An 18945-nucleotide genomic window follows, 5' to 3' on the forward strand; every position below is an offset into this window, starting at 1 on the left:
TTTTAATACTTCATCATTATTTCAGAAGAAAGACACAATTATACCGTAGTTTATAACTTGCCATATATAAGCTTGTCCAACTTTCACCCTTGTAATGAATTCATCAGCAGACTTCTGTATAGTATTAAGTAGATGCAAAATTCAGAAAAGGGGGAATACGATGGTCTCTACTGAGAAAATCAGCTCATTTCCTTATCCATTTGTTGAAAATAATGTATATAGATATTCTAACAATGCAATTCCATTAAATCCACCAATTGCCATCGAAGTGACGGAATCTTATATAGAGGAAATGGATCTGAAAAGAGAGCTGCTGAAAAAGCACCCAGAACGCTGTTATCATTCAGAGTCCCATACCATGGGTGCCCAGTGGGAAGCATTGGATTTGATTTTACATGATTTGGCCGCATATTATCCTGAAACATTCAAGCTTGTTACCAACGAAAACCATTGGAAATTCACTAACCATCATACGGGTGAGAAACACTCTTTCACATTTGGGGATTCGACGACACTGGATCAGGAGCCGCTTGATTTTGTCGGGATGAATGTCCAGGAAGACTTGATCCTGATGATGCAGCGGGACGGGGATTTATTCCTGGATGCGGGCCAGCTTTGCTTTCCGGCCAATTGGTCATTGTATTTTGATGCTGGCATGTCTTTCAGGGAAATACATGCACCTATTCCCGGTTTCAAGTCCGACTCTCTTGATGAACGCATACTCCAGTTTTTAATGAGAATCGAGGCAGGAAGTCCATGGTGGAGGAAAAACTGGTCACTGATGGCGGGGAACCGGTTGGATACTTCGCTTGAAACCTTTGCTGAATGGGGTCAGGCCCGCAAAAAAGTAACCAAGGAAAACGCTGGCGAAATAGTCCATTTTCGAGTAGAAGTTCAAAAATTATTTCGTCTGCCAAAAAGCAACGGTATTTTATTTACAATTCATACCCATATGCTTCCGCTTGGAGAATTTATTCAGCATAGGCCATGGCTGGAGCAGTTTTCAGCAATCCTAAAAGAACTTCCAGAATTCATTGCTGACTATAAGGGGATATCTCTCTATCGTGAAGTTGTCCTGGAATATCTGGAAGGGGAATTAAAGAAGAGATGAATCAAGATCATTCTTCATTGATGGAAGGTAAGAGAAAGTTTCTATTTTGTGCAGATTCGGAAGGGGCCAGGTCTTTATATATTCTCGTTCGGCAGGCAATGGATGAGAATAGGCCATTTGATTTTCATATTTTACAAGAAGAGAGTGAAGAAAGCTTAGTGAACGAATGGTTCAGCCAGCAGAAAATGGGGGCGTATCTGTACATTTCAGGGAAGACTGATTTTGTAAAAAGGATACAAGGGGAAGCCATCAAGGCAGGTTTTTCTGAACACGACTTGCAATTGCTAACTATTGGACCTGCTAAAAAGAGACTGGTCTGCTGCACTTGCCATGCCGAAAGTGAAGTGTCGGAACAAACGCAAATTATTTGTGCATATTGCGGCCAGGAGCTTGAAGTTTCGGACCATTATTCACGCCGTTTGGATGCCTATCTAGGTTATGTAAATATCAAATAGAATAGGAGGAGCCTTCGATTGCATCGTAATTCGACTCTGGACGTACGGATAAAATCAATTAAACAAGAAACAGCGACGATTAAAAGGTTCACTCTGCAGGCGCTTAATGAATCGAAGCTGCCGCCCTTCAGCGGGGGATCGCATATCACCACTTATTTACCGGAAAAGTCAGGGACATTGGAGAGATCATATTCAGTTTTTAACCTGTCTGAACCCGGCTTGATCGAAGTCGCAGTTAGGCTGGCAGAACCTTCAACTGGCGGCTCTGAGTACTAGCATCATCATGTTTCTGAAGGGGATGTGTTAAAGGTCAGCTATCCAAAAAATCATTTCCCTTTAAGTTTCCAGGCCAAGCATCATGTTTTTTATGCAGCAGGTATTGGGATCACTCCTTTTTTATCGATGATGGCTGAGCTTGCTGAAAAAAACCAATCCTTTGAGCTGCACTATGCAGCTAAATCAAAAGAGCAGTGCGCGTTTTATGATTACTTGAACGAGACCTACCTCGGGCAATGCCATTTTTATTTTTCAAAAGGAGAGAAGCCTGAACGATTAACAGTCACTACTCTTAAGAACCATCGAATAGGCACACATGTTTATTTTTGCGGTCCGGAAAAAATGATCCAAGAATTCACGAGTGCAGCCAAAAGCTATGGCTATCCTGCGTTTAATGTTCATTATGAACGCTTCTCGCCACCTGTAATGAAGGATTCAATCCCGTTTGCAGTTACATTGAACCAGAGCGGCAAGCATTTCGATGTGCCTGCTGACCAATCGCTGCTCGATGTACTTCGTGAAAGTGGCATTGATATCCCATATTCCTGCAGAGTCGGCGGCTGCGGTACATGTGAAGTAAATGTAGTTGAAGGGAAAATTGATCATTACGATTCCTTTCTGACAGACAAACAGCGGAGCTCCAATAAAGCGATGTTAAGCTGTGTTTCACGCGGGAAGGGGAATTTGGTGCTGGATCTATAAATAACATAAAAGCTTCTGCTTTCGGATATCTCTTTAATTCGAGGACCATGATTTTTTCTTAGTGGAGTTCACCGGTAGTCATTCATTTTTTTTGAACAGGATACATAGAAAAATAGTGTCTTGGAAACACTCCTTTCAAAGGAGGAATGAAAATGAAAAAGCTATTGTTTATGCTATTATTGGCAATTTCCATGTTCACAGTAACAGGCTGCGGCAATGACGCTCCGCCTGAAGAAGGGGAACAGCTGGAAGACGTCGAGGAAGAAGATGAAATCGGTGACGGCGAGATAGATGATGAATAAGAAAAGCGTAAGCGCCTTGGTCAGCCCCGACAAGCGCTGGCGGGCCGACTGATGAAGTCGATCTTTGACTTCATTGGGCGGACCGAAGCGACTCGAGGGGCTAGGCGCTGGAGCTAGAAACTAATCTTTATATAAAAGTTCGTACTCTTTCTAGTAAATGAAAAAAGAAATCCGCTTCTCTATGAGGCGGATTTTTTCATGATATTTATTGTAGTTTCTGTACATCCGAGATTGACAAATGACCGGTCAGTCAGTAACATTATTATGGTCAATAAAGTCATTTTGAGGTAGGTGCAGTAGTGAAAAATTTAGTCAATTTTGTCCTTGGAAATAAACTAGCCGTATGGCTGCTTACAATTATTATCACGGTATCGGGAATCTATTCTGGAACACGGATGAACATGGAGACCATCCCGAATATTTCAATCCCATACCTGATGGTTATGGATGTATATCCTGGGGCCACTCCTGAAAAAGTAATGGAAGATGTGTCGATCCCGATTGAGAAAGCGGTAGAGGGATTGGAAGACGTTAAATATGTCTATTCGAATTCCTACTCCAATATGTCGAGTATCCAGGTCGAGTATGAGTATGGCATCGATATGGATGAGGCCAAGCGTGCTTTGCAATCGGCATTGGATGCGGTCAAATTGCCGGAAGGAGCCCAGGAACCGACCATCACAGCGATCAGTATGAATATGATGCCGGTGGCTGCATTGAGTGTCAGCAGTACAACGGAGGACATTGTTGAGCTTACATCAACCGTTGAGGAAATCATCCTTCCTAAAATCGACAAAATCAATGGTGTTGCCTCTGTCACCATGACTGGTCAGCATATCGAAGAAGTAAATTTAACGTATGATGAAGCAAAGCTTGCGCAATTTGGATTAACGGAAACGAATGTGAAGGAAATGATCCAGGCCAGTAACCTGGGCGTTTCATTAGGTCTTTTTGAGTTTGAAGAAGGCGAGCAGGCCGTTGCCGTCGATGGCAAGTTCACGACTACAGATGAATTGAAAAACATGCTGATTCCGGTCACGCCGTCAGCAGCCAACCCATCACCTTTTGTTAAACTTAGCGAACTTGCTGAAGTTGAGCTTGTTGGTAAAGTACAGTCCATTTCACGCACCAATGGTGAAGACGCGATTGCCCTTCAGATTGTCAAGGAGCAGCAAGCGAACACGGTTGATGTAGTGAATGCAGTGAAAGATTTAGTAAAAGAAGAAGAATCAAAAATCGATGGCTTGGTCATTGAAGTATCGCTTGACCAGGGAGAGCCAATTGAAGAATCAGTTTTTACAATGATTGAAAAAGCTTTATTTGGTGGATTAATCGCGATTCTGGTTATCCTGCTATTCCTGCGTGACTTCAAATCTACGATTATATCAATTGTCTCGATTCCGGTTTCGATTTTTATGGCCTTGCTGCTATTGAACTGGATGGACATCACGCTTAATATCATGACACTGGGCGCGATAACTGTAGCGATTGGCCGTGTGATCGATGACTCGATTGTCGTCGTGGAAAATATTTATCGCCGCCTGCATCTAAAAGAAGAAAAATTAACAGGCCGGGCACTAGTTCGTGAAGCGACAATTGAAATGTTCAAACCTATATTGTCGTCGACGCTCGTTACGGTTGCTGTATTCGCGCCGTTGATTTTCGTAGGCGGCATGGTAGGAGAATTATTCGCGCCATTTGCCTTGACGATGACATTTGCACTGGGTGCTTCACTGATTGTGGCGATTACCATCGTACCAGCGTTATCCCACTTTTTATTCAAGAAGAAGTTATATGGCGAGAAAACGAAAACCGGCCATAAGGAAGTTGGAAAACTGGCTCATTGGTATAAGAGTGTCTTGAATAAGTCGCTTAACCATAAGATCATAACTTCAATCATTGCTGTGGTACTGCTTGCCGGAAGTCTCGCGCTGACCCCGGTTATCGGCTTCAGCTTCATGGGCAGTGAAGAAGAAAAAATCATGTATCTGACTTACACACCTAAAGCCGGTGAGCTTAAGGAAGAAACCATTGAAAATGTAGCAGAAATAGAAGAAGAAATGCTGAAGCGTGAAGACATCGATATCGTCCAGGTATCGATCAGCGAAGAGGCAGATCAGATGGCGGCCATGATGGGCGGAGGAGCAGGCGGAGCATTAATGTACCTGATTTTTGACCCTGAAATGGAGAACTTTTCGGAAGTAAAGGATGAACTTGAGGAATATGTCTTCAACATTGGCCACAGTGGTGAATGGAAGAGCCAGAATTTCGGCGGGATGTCGATGCCTGAGAATGAAATCAGCTATACCTTATACAGTGAGGATTTAGGTAAGCTAAACGAAACAGTCAAGATGGTAGAAGACGAAATGAAATCTGTTGATGGCTTGAAGGACGTAACCTCCAGTGCAGAAGACGCTTATGTTGAATACACCTTCAAGGTTGAACAGGATGAATTGCTGCAATACGGATTGACAGCAGGACAAATCGTGATGATGCTAAACCCGAACCAATCCAAAGAGGTCCTGACGACGGTTGAAAAAGATGGAGAATCACTTGATGTGATCATCCAGCAGGAGCAAGCCGAACAGCCGGAATCAATTGAAGACATCCTGGCTACTGAAGTGCAAACAGCGCTGGGAACGACCTTGCCGCTGTCAGAAGTGGTGACGGTTGAGGAAGGCACAACGATGAACACACTGGCGCGCAGCAAAGGCCAGTACTATGCTTCTGTATCAGGAACTGTCGTAAGCAAGGATATTTCAAAGGCGGCTGCTGAAGCTGAAAAAGCCATCGATGAATTGGAGCTGCCTAAAGGAGTGGAAGTTGGCGTAGCAGGTGTCCAGGCAGATATGACCGAAACATTCACCCAGCTTGGAGCTGCAATGCTTGCTGCGATTGCGATCGTCTACTTTATCCTGGTCGTTACCTTCCGTGAAGGTGTCGCACCATTTGCGATTCTATTCTCGCTGCCATTCGCAGTCATTGGTTCATTTGTCGGGCTGCTTATTGCAGGTGAAACCATCTCTGTCTCTGTCATGATGGGTCTGTTGATGCTGATTGGTATCGTCGTAACGAACGCCATCGTGCTGGTAGACCGAATCATTCACATGGAACGTGAAGGGCTGACAATGCGTGAAGCAGTACTTGAGGCAGGTGCTACACGTTTACGGCCAATCCTGATGACCGCAATCGCCACAGTAGGCGCCTTGATCCCATTAGCGATAGGATCAGGCGGAGGCGGACTGATCTCCAAAGGTCTGGCGATAACCGTAATCGGCGGTTTGACCAGTTCGACATTATTAACACTGATTATCGTACCGATTGTATATGAAGTTCTATCAAGAATATTCAAGAAAAATCGTAAGGATATTGTAGAAAACTAATGAAAGAGCCCTGATGGATGACTGATCGTCCTGTCAGGGCTTTTTTGGCTGTTCAGAAGGATTTCAAACTGAGTTGCCATGAATTAAAGAAAGACGTTTGTTAAAGTATGATCCTATAGGGAACCCCTTACTTTTTATACACAACTGCCAGGCGTTGTCCTGGCCTTATTATTTGTTTTACAATCTTCTTCCTCTGTCGTCATCCTTCGACTGGATCCTACACTGACTTTTTTTCTACCGTATACCGAGAGGGGAGGGGAGTCTGCCTGGTGTTGGTGTTTAACAAATCTCCGAGCAATTATTTGGTTCTTTAGCTGATTCTGGATTCTTGTCTGGTTCATCGTACTTTGTGACCACCACTTCCTTCTCCTTTTTAAAAACCGACTTACAATAACCGTGAATTTCCCAATTGAACTTTACATTCAATTCAAGCTTGCAACCTTCGATTTATTATAAGTACATGTCCAGCCTCAGCTCACCAGCATGAAAATTACTATTGAAAAACGAGCGCAGGGGAGGGGAGTCAGTAAAGAAAACATGGAAATTAATAGTAAATACAAAAGGATTAAATGCATGTTTACAAAATTGTAAACATGTATACTTTTTGTAAACAAGTTGTATACACTTATGTTTACATGTATACAAATCCGTATACTTACAGTTAAATCAACATGTGTACAACTTTGTAATTAATGTATACAATTATGTATACACCTAGGTTTGAGGTTTACAGCATGTTTACATGTTTACATTTATATTTCTTTTTACCCGTTCTGCTTGCAGTATCTATTATTTACCTTTACCTTTAAAATAGTAAGTGAGTATACATAAACTTAGATTATTGAAAAGGAATGATAGAAATGACGAAATCTAGAATTGCAGCTGTTGATGTTGGTAACGATTCTATTAAAGCTATTTTTGGAGAATTTGATAATGAGTTAAATATTCCTAATATCGTTGCAAGGGACACAGAAGACCGTCCTGTTATCGGTATTGAGGAGCTTGACACGAAGGATCCTCTAGATGGAATCCATATTCGGGTCCACTCCCCTGCCCTGAAGGATAACAATGTAATTTACCGTGTCGGCAATCTGGCGACTAAAAGCGATAATGCGACAGAACTTGATCCAGGAAGCAGCAAGTCCGAGGAAGATCAGACTTTAGTTATGTTGTTCGCTACTCTTGCATTGGATGCAGTGAGTGAAGAGAACGCAAAGCTGTTTCCAAAAAGCAAGAATGTCATAGATGCAAATTACACACTTGGTACAGGACTTCCGCTTCGTGAAGTGAAGGAAGGAAAGGACGCAGGCTACCGTTCCAGGTTAGTTGGATCTGTTCATCAGGTTGAGTTCCTCGTAACGCCTAAATACCAGGGTTTGAAAGTTAATATCAAGTTTGATGAAGTGAAGGTTTACCCTGAGGGATTCGCTGCTTATATCAATCTAGTAATGGACAACAGCCTGAAAATCATCAATAAAGACCTTATTGATAGAAGGATTCTGATCCAGGATATCGGCGGCTTATCAACTGATATCGCTGTCATCAAGAACCGCAATGTCGATGATGATAAGGCCCAGGGCTTCAATCTTGGAGTTTCTGAGGCATTGGAACAGATCAGGGAAGAAATCCGCAGCAAGCATGGCGTGGAATTGGACAGCCGCAGGGATGTCGTAGAAATCATCACGCGTAAAAATGATCGCAACCATATTATGGTCAAAGGCAGCCGAACAAGCGTGCATGATATCACGGACCGTATCCTTGTCGAATTGGCTAAAAAGCAATACCGACTTCTCCGCAATGTCTGGGCAAAGAATTCACAGACTGAAATCTGCTATTTTGTCGGCGGCGGTGCGACCGTTCTAAAGGATTATATTAAGACATTGAACAACAATCTTGATGGCTATAACATTGAATTCTTCGAGGATGAAAAAGAGAGCATCTGGATGATGGCAAATGCCTACTATAAACTCATTATGGATTACGTGAAGAAATCAGAGAAGAGCAGTAAAGCCGCTTCTGAACCTGTTAAAAGCTAAAATAAGGTGATTTTATGAAAAAAACCAACCCAAATGAGATTAAGAGGGGACAAGCACTATCGTTCCGGATCCCGTCTGATACACCAGACCATATCTTGAGGCATCTTCAAAAACTGAAAGAAACTGAGAGAAGGAATTTTTCCAGCAAGATTGCTGATTTTGTCCTGCAAGGGGTAGGGAATTCATATTCGAGGGAACGCGAGACGATTACCATTCCCCTCCCGCGCAATCTCAGCAAATCGCAACGGGATTGGGTCAAGCATGAGCATTCAGAGGCTTTGCTGGGCAATATCGTTTATCACCTGCTGACAGACCCTATTCGGGCCACGGCACTGCTTGCATCCTTGAATAGCAAATCAACAGAAATTGATGAAGCCCTGTATCTTCAGGAAGAAGAGATGGATCTTCCGTCAGCAACTGCAACAGAGGACTCACTGGTTATAGAAGAGACTGCTTCTACGGCTGAGAGCGATCCTATGGATGATGATCTCGATTCATTTGTTTGGGAATCGATCAAGCAAACCGAATCACCCGAAGTGGATAGCGAAGAAAAGGATGAAGATTTGGACGATCTTCTTGGGGATTTCCTTTCTAAAATGAATAAATAAGTAGAACCCATGGGAATATCCCATGGGTTTTTATACTTCTATTGATAAGATTGTTCTAATTCATCAATCAATGAACCAACATAAGCAACTGCTTTTCGGACCGGTTCCGGTGTCGACATATCCAATCCCGCATGCTTCAGCAAGTCGAGCGGTTTCATAGTGCCGCCCGCACGGAGCACCTCAAGCCAGCGGTCTACTGCAGGCTGTCCTTCTTCCTTGATCAGCTGTGATACGGCAGTCGAAGCAGTCAAACCTGCAGAGTATGTGTATGGATACAAGCCCATGTAGTAATGAGGCTGGCGCATCCAGGTCAGGCCGGCTCCTTCATCGATTTCCACTGTATCACCCCAGAAGCCTTTAAGGACTTCAGTTTTGATTTCAGTAAGTGTATTAGCCGTCAGTGCTTTGCCAGCTTCAGCATGGGCGTATACGCGGCGCTGGTACTCTGCCTCAAGCAGGTGCGTGACAAAGTTATGATAGTACGTTCCTAATAGCTGAAGAATGACCCATCGGCTCATCAGGGCATCATCTTTATTTTTTTCGAGAAGATGCTGTGCGAGAAGCATCTCATTCATTGTAGAAGGCGCTTCAATGAAGTACATGGAAGGACGAACATTCATGATGCGCTGGTTTTGGTTCGCCAGGTAAAAATGCCCTGCATGACCAAACTCGTGAGCTAGTGTAAAGCAGCCACGCATATTATCAGCCCATGTGATAAGGATATAAGGGTGTGAACCATAAGGGCTTGAGCAGAAAGCTCCAGTTGATTTGCCGACATTATCAGCGAGATCCACCCATCTCTCCTCAAAGCCTTTTTCAATCATGGCGGTATAATCAGGGCCCATTACTTTTAAGGACTCTGTGATCAGGTCGTGTGCTTCATCATAGGTGATGCTCGGATCAAATTCTGGGTCAAAAGGAGCCTTCAGGTCACAGAACATCATTTTGTCCAGCCCCAGCACCTTCTTCTTTAACTTGGCGAAACGGCGCATATGCGGTGCCAGTTCCTTGTAAATGATATCGATTTGATTATTGTACATTTCCTGTGTTACCTGCTGCGGTTCCAAAAGCATATCGGTAACGGACTCATAATTCCTGATCTTTGCGAGTGTAACCTGTTTTTTAACTTCAGTCGCATAAGTTGCAGCAATCGTATTTTTATATTGTTTAAGTGTGGAAACAAAGGATTCATATGCTTTTCTGCGGACATAGGTGTCAGGAGAAAATTCATATCGGCTTTCAAATACTGCAAAAGAGACTGGCAGTTCATTTCCCTCTTCATCCTGGATTGAAGAAAACTGCATGTCCGCAAGCTTAGCCATTCCATAAATATTATAAGGAGCAGAATGGACCTCGCCAAGCGCAGCCAGCACCTCTTCTGTTTCAGGTGATAACTTATGTTTTTTGGTTTCCAATAGTTCTGATAAGTTCTTTTTGAAGGGTTCCAGACCAGGTTCTTCCTGAAGAAATTCTTCTATTTTACCATCCTCGAAATTAAGTATTTCAGAGGAAATGAATGATAGAGCAGACAAAGCTTGTGTGCTAATGGCTGCTACTTTAGCGGAATTTGCCTGATTCACTGGGTCTGAGCCATCGGCAGATTGCTTCAGACTTGCGTATGTACGTACTTTTACAAGCTTTTTCGTCAGTTCTTCCTGAGCAGTAAGGCATTCCAGCAATGCCTTCGGTTTTGTATGCAGGCTGCCTTTAAAGCCGCTGAATTTTTTGACGTCCTCTTCAATCTCTTTCAGTTCAGCCTCCCACTCCTGGTCAGACAGGAATAAATCATCCAGGTTCCAAGTTTGATTAACAGGGACCTCAGAGCGTTCAAAACGCTTTTCAATTGTTTTTGTCAAATGGATCTCCTCCTTTTATATGTTAATATTACTACGAAAATCGAAATAATTTAAGTCGAAGTTTAATTATTTTAATAATTTAAAAAATAAAGGGTTAATTGCATTAAATTCTCTGGAAAAGGTGTATTCTCTGGTTTATGATAATTAATAAATTCAGAATTAATATAGGTGGGAGCCAGTTGATTATAGATTACCTAATTAATCTTTCAATGCTTTCTTTAATGGTCAGTACTCCTTTAGTAATTCGGTCTTATTTAAATCTTAAACCACTTAAGCAATTACGGGTTTGGACAGGAATATACGCCGGGTTTGTTTCCACTGTCCTTGTTGTCCTATCTTTTCAGGATCAAGGCTATTCCTATGATATCCGCTATGCCGTGATTATTTTGGTCTTCGCTTATCTCGGACCAGGTGCAGGGCTGATTACCAGCACTTTTGCATTGGTTTCCAGGTTAATGGTATCTGAAAACTGGTTTCCGGCAATTGTTGGCTGGTTAGTGGTCATGACCGTATTTGTCGTTATTCATAAATTCACAGTGCATTTTCAGCCAGTCAAGAGGTATATGATCTTACTGGGTTCTTACATAGTCACTTATATTATTACTGTACCTATAGTTTTAAACGTAATTAGAGACAATCCAGTTTTTCATCTCCAATATTTACTGTTTGTATCAATAGGGGTCCTTGTTGGTGGATTATTAATAGAATCATATGAAAAGTTATATAGAGCAATCCAGGAACGAAAGAGGATGGAGCAGACACTGGAGGAAAGTGAATCCAAATACCGCCTCATTGCTGAGAATACATCCGATCTCATAATGGTAATGAATAAAGAGCATACCATTAGTTATTTTTCTCCCTCTCATGAAATGGTTTTGGGATATAAGGTTCCCGAGCTCGAAAAAATAGAAATATGTAAGTTAATTCATTCGGATGATGTTTTGAATTTCAGGAATGCAATCACAAAAATCATGAAAGATAGAAAATCAAGGCCAGTGGAGTTCCGTTTCAAGCATATAAGTGGTAAATGGATAGATTTTGAGTCCCGCTGCATGCCTGTTATGAATGATGCCCAATCAATTGAACACATTGTTATAATAAGCAGGGATATTTCTGAGCGCAAAAAATCTGAAGAGATTCTTTTGCAATCCGAAAAGCTATCGATTGTGGGGGAACTGGCAGCAGGGGTAGCCCATGAAATACGGAATCCTCTTACAACAATAAAGGGGTTTGTCCAGCTGTATGGAAAAGAAAATGGGGCGAATGAAATAAACAGCTTGCTTCTAAGCGAACTAGAAAGAATTGAAACCATAACAAGTGAAATGCTTTCTTTAGGAAAACCACAGGCTATCCAGCTAAACCAGGCCAATTTATGTGATTTAATCGATCATACAGTCGAATTCTTATCCCCGCAGGCCAATATGAAAAATATACAATTCAGCCGAAGTTATCTGGGTACAGATTTCTTCATAACATGTGAGAAAAACCAGATTAAACAAGTGTTCCTGAATATTTTTAAGAATGCAATGGAGGCAATGCCTAACGGCGGTAATATTGATATTAAACTGCAAAAAGGGATAGACGGTGAATGTATTATTTCTGTACAAGATGACGGTTGCGGAATTCCAGAAGAATTACTTCCGCGCTTAGGGGAGCCATTTTACACATTGAAGGAGAAAGGGACGGGTCTCGGGTTGATGATTTGCCATAAAATCATTAAACAGCATAATGGGACGATTTCATATCATAGTAAACTAAACAATGGGACCTTAGTTGAAATAAAACTCCCCTTAACGAATTAAGAAGGTGGAGTAATAGTAAATAAAAGGAGGGTGGCAAATAAAAGCCATCCTCCTTCTTGTATTATTGGTCTAACGAATGAGAAGTTTTTGTTCGTGCTTGATAGAATTGGTACAAAACCAGTGCAACCATTGATAACACAATCCCCGAAATATAAGGCATTCCAATGGCAATCGAGAACAGCCATCCGCCTAATGGAGGTCCAATGATCCTGCCGAGGGAATCAAAGGATGAAAGCAAGCCAGTAGTGCCGCCATGACCGGTCGTCGATTTCTTTGTCAGTAATGAGGATACACTTGGGCGAATCAACCCATTTCCTATTCCAAAAATGGTCAGGAACAATGCTGCAGTCCCAAATCCTTCTGTCAGGAGGATTAAACCGAAGCCCGCCGCAGAAATGATAATGCCCAGCTGGATGACAATGCCCTCGCCAAGCTTCTTAGTCAATTTGCCGACCAGGCCTCCCTGTACGATGGCTCCTGCCAGACCCATGATCATGAAAATATATCCTAATTCGACTGAACCCAGCCCAGCTTTTTCAGCAGCAAAGTAAGCAAAGGTTGCCTCAAGTCCGGACAGAGAAAGTGAAACGAACAGCTGGAGCAGGAATAACATGGAAAGCGGTCCGCTCAAAGCCTTCAGTAGTGAGGTTTTTTCCTTTTCCTGAATGCTGCGCTGTTCAGCTGAAAGCGATTCTTTCAAGATAAAAGTAACGAAAAGGAATGTAACCAGCGAAGTCGCTCCTGCAAGGTAAAAAGGAGTGCTCAGGCTGGATTGTGAAAAAACACCGCCGATTGCCGGGCCGAAAATAAATCCCAGTCCTACTGAAGCGCCGATGATTCCCATGCCTTTTCCGCGGTCTTCCTCAGATGTGATATCTGCGACATAGGCCATGACAGTCGGCATATTAGCCGAAGACAAAAATCCGCCAATGATCCTGGCCGCAAACAGCATCCAAAGCTCAGTGGAAAGGGCCATCAAGAAAAATGAAAGGGACAGCCCAAGTATGCCAATCATGATGACAGGCTTCCTGCCAATCCTGTCGGAGATTCGGCCCCACATTGGCGCGAATATGAACTGCATCAAGGAATAGACCGCCATCAACAATCCCAGCTGAGTGGGTGTTGCCCCGATTTCTTCAGCGTAAAAAGGGATGACTGGAATGATGATTCCAAAGCCGACCATTACGAGAAACATAACTAAAAATAAAATAGGCAGAGCCTTTTTGGTGTCCATCTTTATATTCACTCCATTATTTCAACAGTATCATTGCTGTAAGTACACATTAATAAAAATTATATCAGAAACCCCTAAGGTATAGCGAAAATAACTTTTCGAGTGTGGAAACTATTTTTAAAAAGGGTCGTTGACCTCTCCAGAAGATTAGCATCCGGTATTTTAGGATATATAATTCAAAACTTTGAAATATACCGGAAGGAGTTAAGGTATGAATTCAAAAACGAAACAGAAGTTCCTGAGCATAGGCAGTTTCACTCTTGGTTTTGGGTTTATGGGAGCGATGGACGGGATTATTTTTCATCAATTGCTCCGGTGGCATAGCGTAGTCATGGAGACCAGCAGGCCGGGACAGATTTTCAGTGACGGGGTCTTTCATTTCGGTGTGACAGTGGCTCTTGTGATTGGAGGAATCTTGTTATGGCTGGCAGGCCGGCCATCTGAAATATCGAGAGGCGTCAGCCGGCTAGTTGGCGGATTTTTAACCGGTGCAGGAATTTTTAATTTAGTGGAGGGTGTGGTGAATCACCATCTGTTGCAAATTCACCGGGTAAAACCAGGCGATCCCAATGCACTGATGTACGATCTCGGATTTCTGGCAATGGGCCTATTGCTAGTCATCATTGGAGAGGCACTGAGGAGGAAAAGGCCAGCTTCCGACAGCCATGCCGAGATCCATTAGGAGGGGCATAAGTATACAGGAGCATCAGTTTTATCGTCATTTTTTCCTTTGTCTCTATCATTCTCTATTTTCATAATCAAAATAGTCATACTAAATGCAAATAACCATGATATTTTGACTGTGGGGGGCCAGGAAATAGCATACAAAGAAAACTTTAAAGTGGAGTAGCTTTGAGTCTATCGCTTAATTTCTGTAGAATGATATCAAGAATCTTTTACGGAAAAGGTGTAGGGAATGAAAGCATATATCATCATTGGGGCTGGAATATTAGGCGCATCCACTGCCTATCACTTAGCGAAGGAAGGCAAGAAGGTAACAATCATTGACCGTGGGGAACCAGGACAAGCGACGGATGCAGCCGCTGGAATCATTTGTCCCTGGCTGACCCAGCGCAGGAATAAGGCATGGTATTTCCTCGCAAAGAATGGAGCGGCCTTTTACCCAGCTCTTATTAAACAGCTTGAAGAGGACGGCGAGCTGGAGACGGGCTATCAGCGTGTAGGTGCAATCAGCCTTCATTCCGATCATGAAAAACTTGCGAAAATGGAAGATAGAGCGATGATCAGGCGGGAAGAAGCACCGGAAATCGGAGAGATCAGGCAGCTGGATCAGCAAGTAACGAATGAGCTTTTCCCGCCCTTATCAGAAGAGTATGCTTCTGTGCATGTAACCGGCGGGGCTCGCGTAAATGGACGCTTGTTGCGGGATGCTCTTCTGAATGCTGCACAAAAACATGGTGCTTCAGTCGTAAAGGGAGATGCCCAATTAGACTCCTCCGGTGAAAAAGTGACGGGTGTAAAAGCAGGAGACACAAGATTTGACGCGGACAGCATCATCCTAACTGCGGGGGCATGGGCACCTGAGCTGCTGGAACCGCTTGGTATCAAGCTGAGCATCTCTCCTCAAAAAGCTCAAATCATCCATCTAATGCTTGAGGATACAGAGACCGGGGGCTGGCCCGTCGTCATGCCTCCTAATAACCAGTACATTCTTGCTTTCGATGGAGGCAGGGTTGTCATTGGAGCAACCCATGAAGACGAGCAGGGATTTGATACCCGGCCGACTCTTGGAGGCATGCATGAAATCATCGATAAAGGACTGACAGTCGCACCTGGCCTGGCAGATGCAACCTATCTCGAAACAAAAGTGGGTTTCCGTCCAGTCGCTCCGAATTTCCTGCCGATCATAGGGGCTGTCCCGGGCTATGAAAATCTTTTCCTGGCAAATGGATTGGGAGCATCAGGCCTGACAGTCGGACCCTATCTAGGTGCCCAGTTAGCCAAACTGGCAGCAGGTGAAGACCTCGAATTAGACCTTGAGCAATATGACGTCTTGGCAGCCATCAGCGGCACTATTTCCTAGGCAATGAAAAAAGCACAAGTGCCTTGTTCAGCCAGACAAGCGCTGGAGTTTGATTAAGCAAACGTATTTAGTTGTCCGCAACAATTACTGATGGACATGAATAAGCAAGCAGGAAAACCTCTGAATAGAGGTGCCCTGCTTGCTTTTTTGTGTGTTGGAAACAAGGGAAGCAGACTTTGTATGCCCGGAATAATAGAGACTTACCAAAAAAATATTCATAAGAAAGCAAATAAATCGCTTTATAGCGGGTATAACACTAAGACATCAAATAAAGCTTATTTATCAGTGTTTAGTATATAGCAGGAAGGAGTCAACATCATGCAATGGAAAGGCAGAAGAGCGAGCAGCAACGTGGAAGACAGGAGAGGAGCGGGCGGCGGAGGCATGCTCATGGGCGGCGGCCTTGGCGGTATTATCTTATTAGTGATCATGACATTCCTTGGCGGAGGCGATATGGGGGATGTCGTCAATAATATGACGAACGGCGGAAACCAGTCTCCTGCTCCTTATGAGCAGACAGCCGAGGAAGAGGAGCTTGCCCAATTTGTTTCAGTAGTCCTTGCCGATACAGAGGAAGTATGGTCCGAGGTATTTGCGGAACAGGGCATGGAGTATCAAGAGCCAACACTTGTTTTGTATTCCGGCAGTGTCCAGTCAGCCTGTGGAATGGCTGGATCGCAGGTAGGCCCATTTTATTGTCCGGGTGATCAGAAACTTTATATTGACCTCAGTTTTTATAAAGAACTTCAAACAAAATTCAAGGCGCCTGGTGACTTTGCGATGGCCTATGTTGTCGCCCATGAGGTAGGACACCATGTGCAAACATTACTGGGAACAACCGATAAGCTGAATTCACTGCGCGGTCGTTTGGATCAGACAGAATTCAATAAATATCAAGTTCGTTTTGAGCTTCAGGCCGATTATTTAGCAGGCGTATGGGCTCACCATGCACAGGGAATGGGTGTAGTCGAAGAAGGTGACCTGGAGGAAGCGATGAATGCTGCCAGTGCGGTAGGAGATGATACGATTCAGAAGCGTTCCCAGGGCTATGTCGTGCCGGAAAGCTTCACACACGGAACGTCAGAGCAAAGGAAAAGCTGGTTCTATAAAGGCTATAAAGCTGGCAATCTTGAACAAGGAGATACGTTTAACACAAGAGAATTTTAGGTAGAGATAAGCATAGGCCATTTTGGCTCATGCCATCATAGGAACAAATGTGGTGGGCACTTCACTTTTAAAAGTATACTTCAATACGATAAAAGAAAGGAGCAGATTCCATAATGGGAACACAAATACAATCATTTTTTGCACAGGACACAGGTGATATTCCCAACAATCCGACATTGCCGGTCATTGTCTATCAGGGTGTTTTTGACGATAACTTAAGCATGGAGGAACAATTCGAGCAGCATAATTGGACAGGCACATGGACGGGTGATATTTACGATTACCATCACTATCATACCAACACCCATGAAGTGCTCGGCGTAAAGTCAGGCAGCGCAACCGTGCAAGTTGGCGGTGACAGCGGAGAACGACTCGAGCTTAAAGCGGGTGATGTAATTGTCCTTCCGGCGGGAACCGGCCACAAGAAAATTGACAGCAGCCAGGACTTTGCGGTCGTAGGTGCCTATCCAAATGGACGGAATCCTGATTTGAAAAAAGAGGATCCTGGCACCAGGGCACAGGCGCTCTCACAAATTAAAAACGTACCCGTACCAGAGACAGACCCGGTTTACGGTGAAACAGGACCCCTGCTTCATAAATGGGTGAAATAATAGTTAGGAAGAAAGGCAGCAGCTTGGTGATAGAACCAGGCTGCTGCCTTTGTTTTTCTGGCAAATTTGTTTTATTATATACCTATTAGGGTATAATATGGTGGTAAGATTTATTCATCATTTGGACAACATAATTAGTTGTAGAAATAAACGAGCTGAAGGAAGGGAAGCCACATGGCAAATAAGAAATTTGTTTACTTCGTTTCATTGAGTTCCAATGTCCCCTACGTTTTAAAAAAAGCGCTCAAAAACGCTGAGGAAGAGAACGAGGTATCGATTTTCTTTGATTTAGATGGAGCCCGAGTCCTGGACAAACGGTATGTGAAGATCATGGAGAGAACCCACAATATGGATTTGCAAAAACTAATGCAGCAGGCATTAGATTCGGGAATTAAATTTTTTGGATGTCAGATGAATGTGCTGATCGCCGACGGACTGGAACTGGTTGATGGTGCCGAACTGTCAGGTGTTGCAACTTTTTTAGAGAACGCCTACCAGGCAGATGCAGTGCTAAGTTACTAATGGAGGGGAAGAGCTGATGGAAAAGAAGAAAGTAGTGGTAATGGCTTTGCATGATGAATTGGAGTCTGCCTACCCACCTTTGAATGTGGCCGTAGGCGCTGCATCATCAGGTGCAGAGGTCGTCCTGGCATTTTCCCGCAGGGGGGTAAATATCCTGGATAAACGGTATGTTTCCGTCCCGTCTGAGGACCTTGAATACTTATCAAATGCATTGAATGACTTTGGAGTATCTTCTGTTCATGACCTACTCGGGATCGCCGTAGAAATGGGGGCCCAGCTGTATGTGGTGGATATGGACGTGAACGATCATTTTGAATTTATCCATCCCGCAGAACAAGTACCGATCAAATGGCTGTTGAACGAAGCAGCATCTGCGGACTTATTTATGCATTTTTAAGCTGCGGGAATAGGGTGGGATCCCGTAATTATCACAGGTTCGGTGCCAAAAGGGGAAAAGCTTTCACGAGATGAGGGAACTTGAGACAGGTTCAGCATCAAAAGGGGAAAAGCTGTCACAAGATGAGAGAACTTCAGACAGGTTTGGTGCCAAAAGGCGAAAAGCTGTCACGAGATGAGGGAACTTGAGACAGGTTGAGCATCAAAAGGTGAAAAGCTGTCACAAGAAGAGGAAACTTCAGACAGGTTTGGTGCCCAAAGGGGAAAAGCTGTCACAAGATGAGAGAACTTCAGACAGGTTTGGTGCCAAAAGGAGAAAAGCTGTCACAAGAAGAGGAAACTTCAGACAGGTTCAGTGCCAAAAGGAGAAAAGCTGTCACAAGAAGAGGAAACTTCAGACAGGTTTGGTGCCCAAAGGTGAAAAGCTGTCACAAGAAGAG

17 protein-coding genes are annotated in these 18945 nt (G+C 43.6%); 15 read left to right on the top strand and 2 right to left on the bottom strand.

Translation table 11 applies throughout. The features are described from left to right. Positions 1 to 160 precede the first annotated feature (160 nt). From J7E37_RS12285 to J7E37_RS12315, 8 genes are all read left to right on the top strand, one after another. On the top strand, positions 161 to 1111 hold the full coding sequence (locus tag J7E37_RS12285; RefSeq protein ID WP_215024189.1) for a heme-dependent oxidative N-demethylase family protein: 951 nt from the start codon (positions 161 to 163) through the stop codon (positions 1109 to 1111). Then, positions 1108 to 1566: a dimethylamine monooxygenase subunit DmmA family protein gene (locus J7E37_RS12290; RefSeq protein WP_214784271.1), complete on the top strand. Its 459-nt coding sequence runs from the start codon at positions 1108 to 1110 to the stop codon at positions 1564 to 1566. The genes J7E37_RS12285 and J7E37_RS12290 overlap by 4 nt, the downstream gene beginning before the upstream one ends. An 18-nt stretch (positions 1567 to 1584) precedes the next feature. Then, positions 1585 to 1842 (top strand): ferredoxin reductase domain-containing protein, encoded by a 258-nt coding sequence (locus J7E37_RS22095; RefSeq protein ID WP_251009639.1) that lies wholly within the window; start codon positions 1585 to 1587, stop codon positions 1840 to 1842. Positions 1843 to 1866: 24 nt separating this feature from the next. After that, complete coding sequence (locus J7E37_RS22500) at positions 1867 to 2544, top strand: PDR/VanB family oxidoreductase (protein WP_353050017.1); 678 nt, start codon at positions 1867 to 1869, stop codon at positions 2542 to 2544. A 152-nt stretch (positions 2545 to 2696) separates the two neighbouring features. Beyond that, positions 2697 to 2846 carry a hypothetical protein gene (locus J7E37_RS12300; protein WP_214784277.1) on the top strand — a complete coding sequence of 50 codons (150 nt, stop codon included), beginning with the start codon at positions 2697 to 2699 and terminating at the stop codon, positions 2844 to 2846. A gap of 299 nt (positions 2847 to 3145) precedes the next feature. Continuing rightward, entirely contained in the window at positions 3146 to 6229 is a 3084-nt protein-coding gene (locus J7E37_RS12305; protein ID WP_214784280.1) for an efflux RND transporter permease subunit, read from the top strand. Positions 6230 to 7089: 860 nt separating this feature from the next. Next, on the top strand, positions 7090 to 8265 hold the full coding sequence (locus tag J7E37_RS12310) for a ParM/StbA family protein (RefSeq protein WP_214784283.1): 1176 nt from the start codon (positions 7090 to 7092) through the stop codon (positions 8263 to 8265). A gap of 14 nt (positions 8266 to 8279) precedes the next feature. After that, positions 8280 to 8873, top strand: coding sequence for a hypothetical protein (locus J7E37_RS12315; protein ID WP_214784286.1), 594 nt, complete (start codon positions 8280 to 8282; stop codon positions 8871 to 8873). A gap of 38 nt (positions 8874 to 8911) precedes the next feature. Here the strand turns inward: J7E37_RS12315 and pepF are convergent, their stop codons facing one another. Continuing rightward, on the bottom strand, positions 8912 to 10729 hold the full coding sequence (gene pepF, locus J7E37_RS12320; protein ID WP_215024191.1) for an oligoendopeptidase F: 1818 nt from the start codon (positions 10727 to 10729) through the stop codon (positions 8912 to 8914). 179 nt (positions 10730 to 10908) lie between these two features. Between pepF and J7E37_RS12325 the strand changes: the two genes are divergently transcribed. After that, positions 10909 to 12531: an ATP-binding protein gene (locus J7E37_RS12325; protein WP_251009640.1), complete on the top strand. Its 1623-nt coding sequence runs from the start codon at positions 10909 to 10911 to the stop codon at positions 12529 to 12531. 61 nt (positions 12532 to 12592) lie between these two features. Here J7E37_RS12325 and J7E37_RS12330 read toward each other — a convergent pair whose 3' ends face one another. Then, a complete protein-coding gene (locus tag J7E37_RS12330; protein WP_214784294.1) occupies positions 12593 to 13765 on the bottom strand; it encodes an MFS transporter in 1173 nt (390 codons plus the stop codon). 211 nt (positions 13766 to 13976) lie between these two features. Here J7E37_RS12330 and J7E37_RS12335 point away from each other — a divergent pair, with 211 nt between their 5' ends. The 6 genes from J7E37_RS12335 to J7E37_RS12360 all read left to right on the top strand — a co-directional run bounded on the left by J7E37_RS12335 (position 13977) and on the right by J7E37_RS12360 (position 18506). Next, complete coding sequence (locus J7E37_RS12335) at positions 13977 to 14447, top strand: DUF2243 domain-containing protein (RefSeq protein WP_215024195.1); 471 nt, start codon at positions 13977 to 13979, stop codon at positions 14445 to 14447. A gap of 234 nt (positions 14448 to 14681) precedes the next feature. Continuing rightward, positions 14682 to 15809, top strand: coding sequence for an NAD(P)/FAD-dependent oxidoreductase (locus J7E37_RS12340; RefSeq protein ID WP_215024197.1), 1128 nt, complete (start codon positions 14682 to 14684; stop codon positions 15807 to 15809). A 318-nt stretch (positions 15810 to 16127) separates the two neighbouring features. Then, the gene (gene ypfJ, locus J7E37_RS12345; RefSeq protein ID WP_214784302.1) at positions 16128 to 16976 is read left to right on the top strand and encodes a KPN_02809 family neutral zinc metallopeptidase; all 849 of its coding nucleotides are present in this window, start codon (positions 16128 to 16130) and stop codon (positions 16974 to 16976) included. Between the two features lie 113 nt (positions 16977 to 17089). Then, positions 17090 to 17587: a cupin domain-containing protein gene (locus J7E37_RS12350; protein ID WP_214784305.1), complete on the top strand. Its 498-nt coding sequence runs from the start codon at positions 17090 to 17092 to the stop codon at positions 17585 to 17587. Positions 17588 to 17761: 174 nt separating this feature from the next. Further along, positions 17762 to 18109 carry a DsrE/DsrF/DrsH-like family protein gene (locus tag J7E37_RS12355; RefSeq protein WP_214784308.1) on the top strand — a complete coding sequence of 116 codons (348 nt, stop codon included), beginning with the start codon at positions 17762 to 17764 and terminating at the stop codon, positions 18107 to 18109. A gap of 16 nt (positions 18110 to 18125) precedes the next feature. Then, entirely contained in the window at positions 18126 to 18506 is a 381-nt protein-coding gene (locus J7E37_RS12360; RefSeq protein ID WP_214784311.1) for a DsrE/DsrF/DrsH-like family protein, read from the top strand. Positions 18507 to 18945 lie beyond the last annotated feature (439 nt).

Origin of the sequence: Bacillus sp. ISL-39 (genome assembly GCF_018613295.1) — a bacterium.
In the GTDB taxonomy this organism is placed as follows: Bacteria; Bacillota; Bacilli; order Bacillales; family Cytobacillaceae; genus Mesobacillus.

Coding starts and splice junctions, on each gene's coding strand:
- J7E37_RS12330 (WP_214784294.1), bottom strand. CDS start 13,765: ATGGACACCAAAAAGGCTCTGCCTATTTTATTTTTAGTTATGTTTCTC.
- J7E37_RS12290 (WP_214784271.1), top strand. CDS start 1,108: ATGAATCAAGATCATTCTTCATTGATGGAAGGTAAGAGAAAGTTTCTA.
- J7E37_RS12300 (WP_214784277.1), top strand. CDS start 2,697: ATGAAAAAGCTATTGTTTATGCTATTATTGGCAATTTCCATGTTCACA.
- J7E37_RS12310 (WP_214784283.1), top strand. CDS start 7,090: ATGACGAAATCTAGAATTGCAGCTGTTGATGTTGGTAACGATTCTATT.
- J7E37_RS12335 (WP_215024195.1), top strand. CDS start 13,977: ATGAATTCAAAAACGAAACAGAAGTTCCTGAGCATAGGCAGTTTCACT.
- J7E37_RS12350 (WP_214784305.1), top strand. CDS start 17,090: ATGGGAACACAAATACAATCATTTTTTGCACAGGACACAGGTGATATT.
- J7E37_RS12355 (WP_214784308.1), top strand. CDS start 17,762: ATGGCAAATAAGAAATTTGTTTACTTCGTTTCATTGAGTTCCAATGTC.
- J7E37_RS12360 (WP_214784311.1), top strand. CDS start 18,126: ATGGAAAAGAAGAAAGTAGTGGTAATGGCTTTGCATGATGAATTGGAG.
- J7E37_RS12315 (WP_214784286.1), top strand. CDS start 8,280: ATGAAAAAAACCAACCCAAATGAGATTAAGAGGGGACAAGCACTATCG.
- J7E37_RS12285 (WP_215024189.1), top strand. CDS start 161: ATGGTCTCTACTGAGAAAATCAGCTCATTTCCTTATCCATTTGTTGAA.
- J7E37_RS12340 (WP_215024197.1), top strand. CDS start 14,682: ATGAAAGCATATATCATCATTGGGGCTGGAATATTAGGCGCATCCACT.
- ypfJ (WP_214784302.1), top strand. CDS start 16,128: ATGCAATGGAAAGGCAGAAGAGCGAGCAGCAACGTGGAAGACAGGAGA.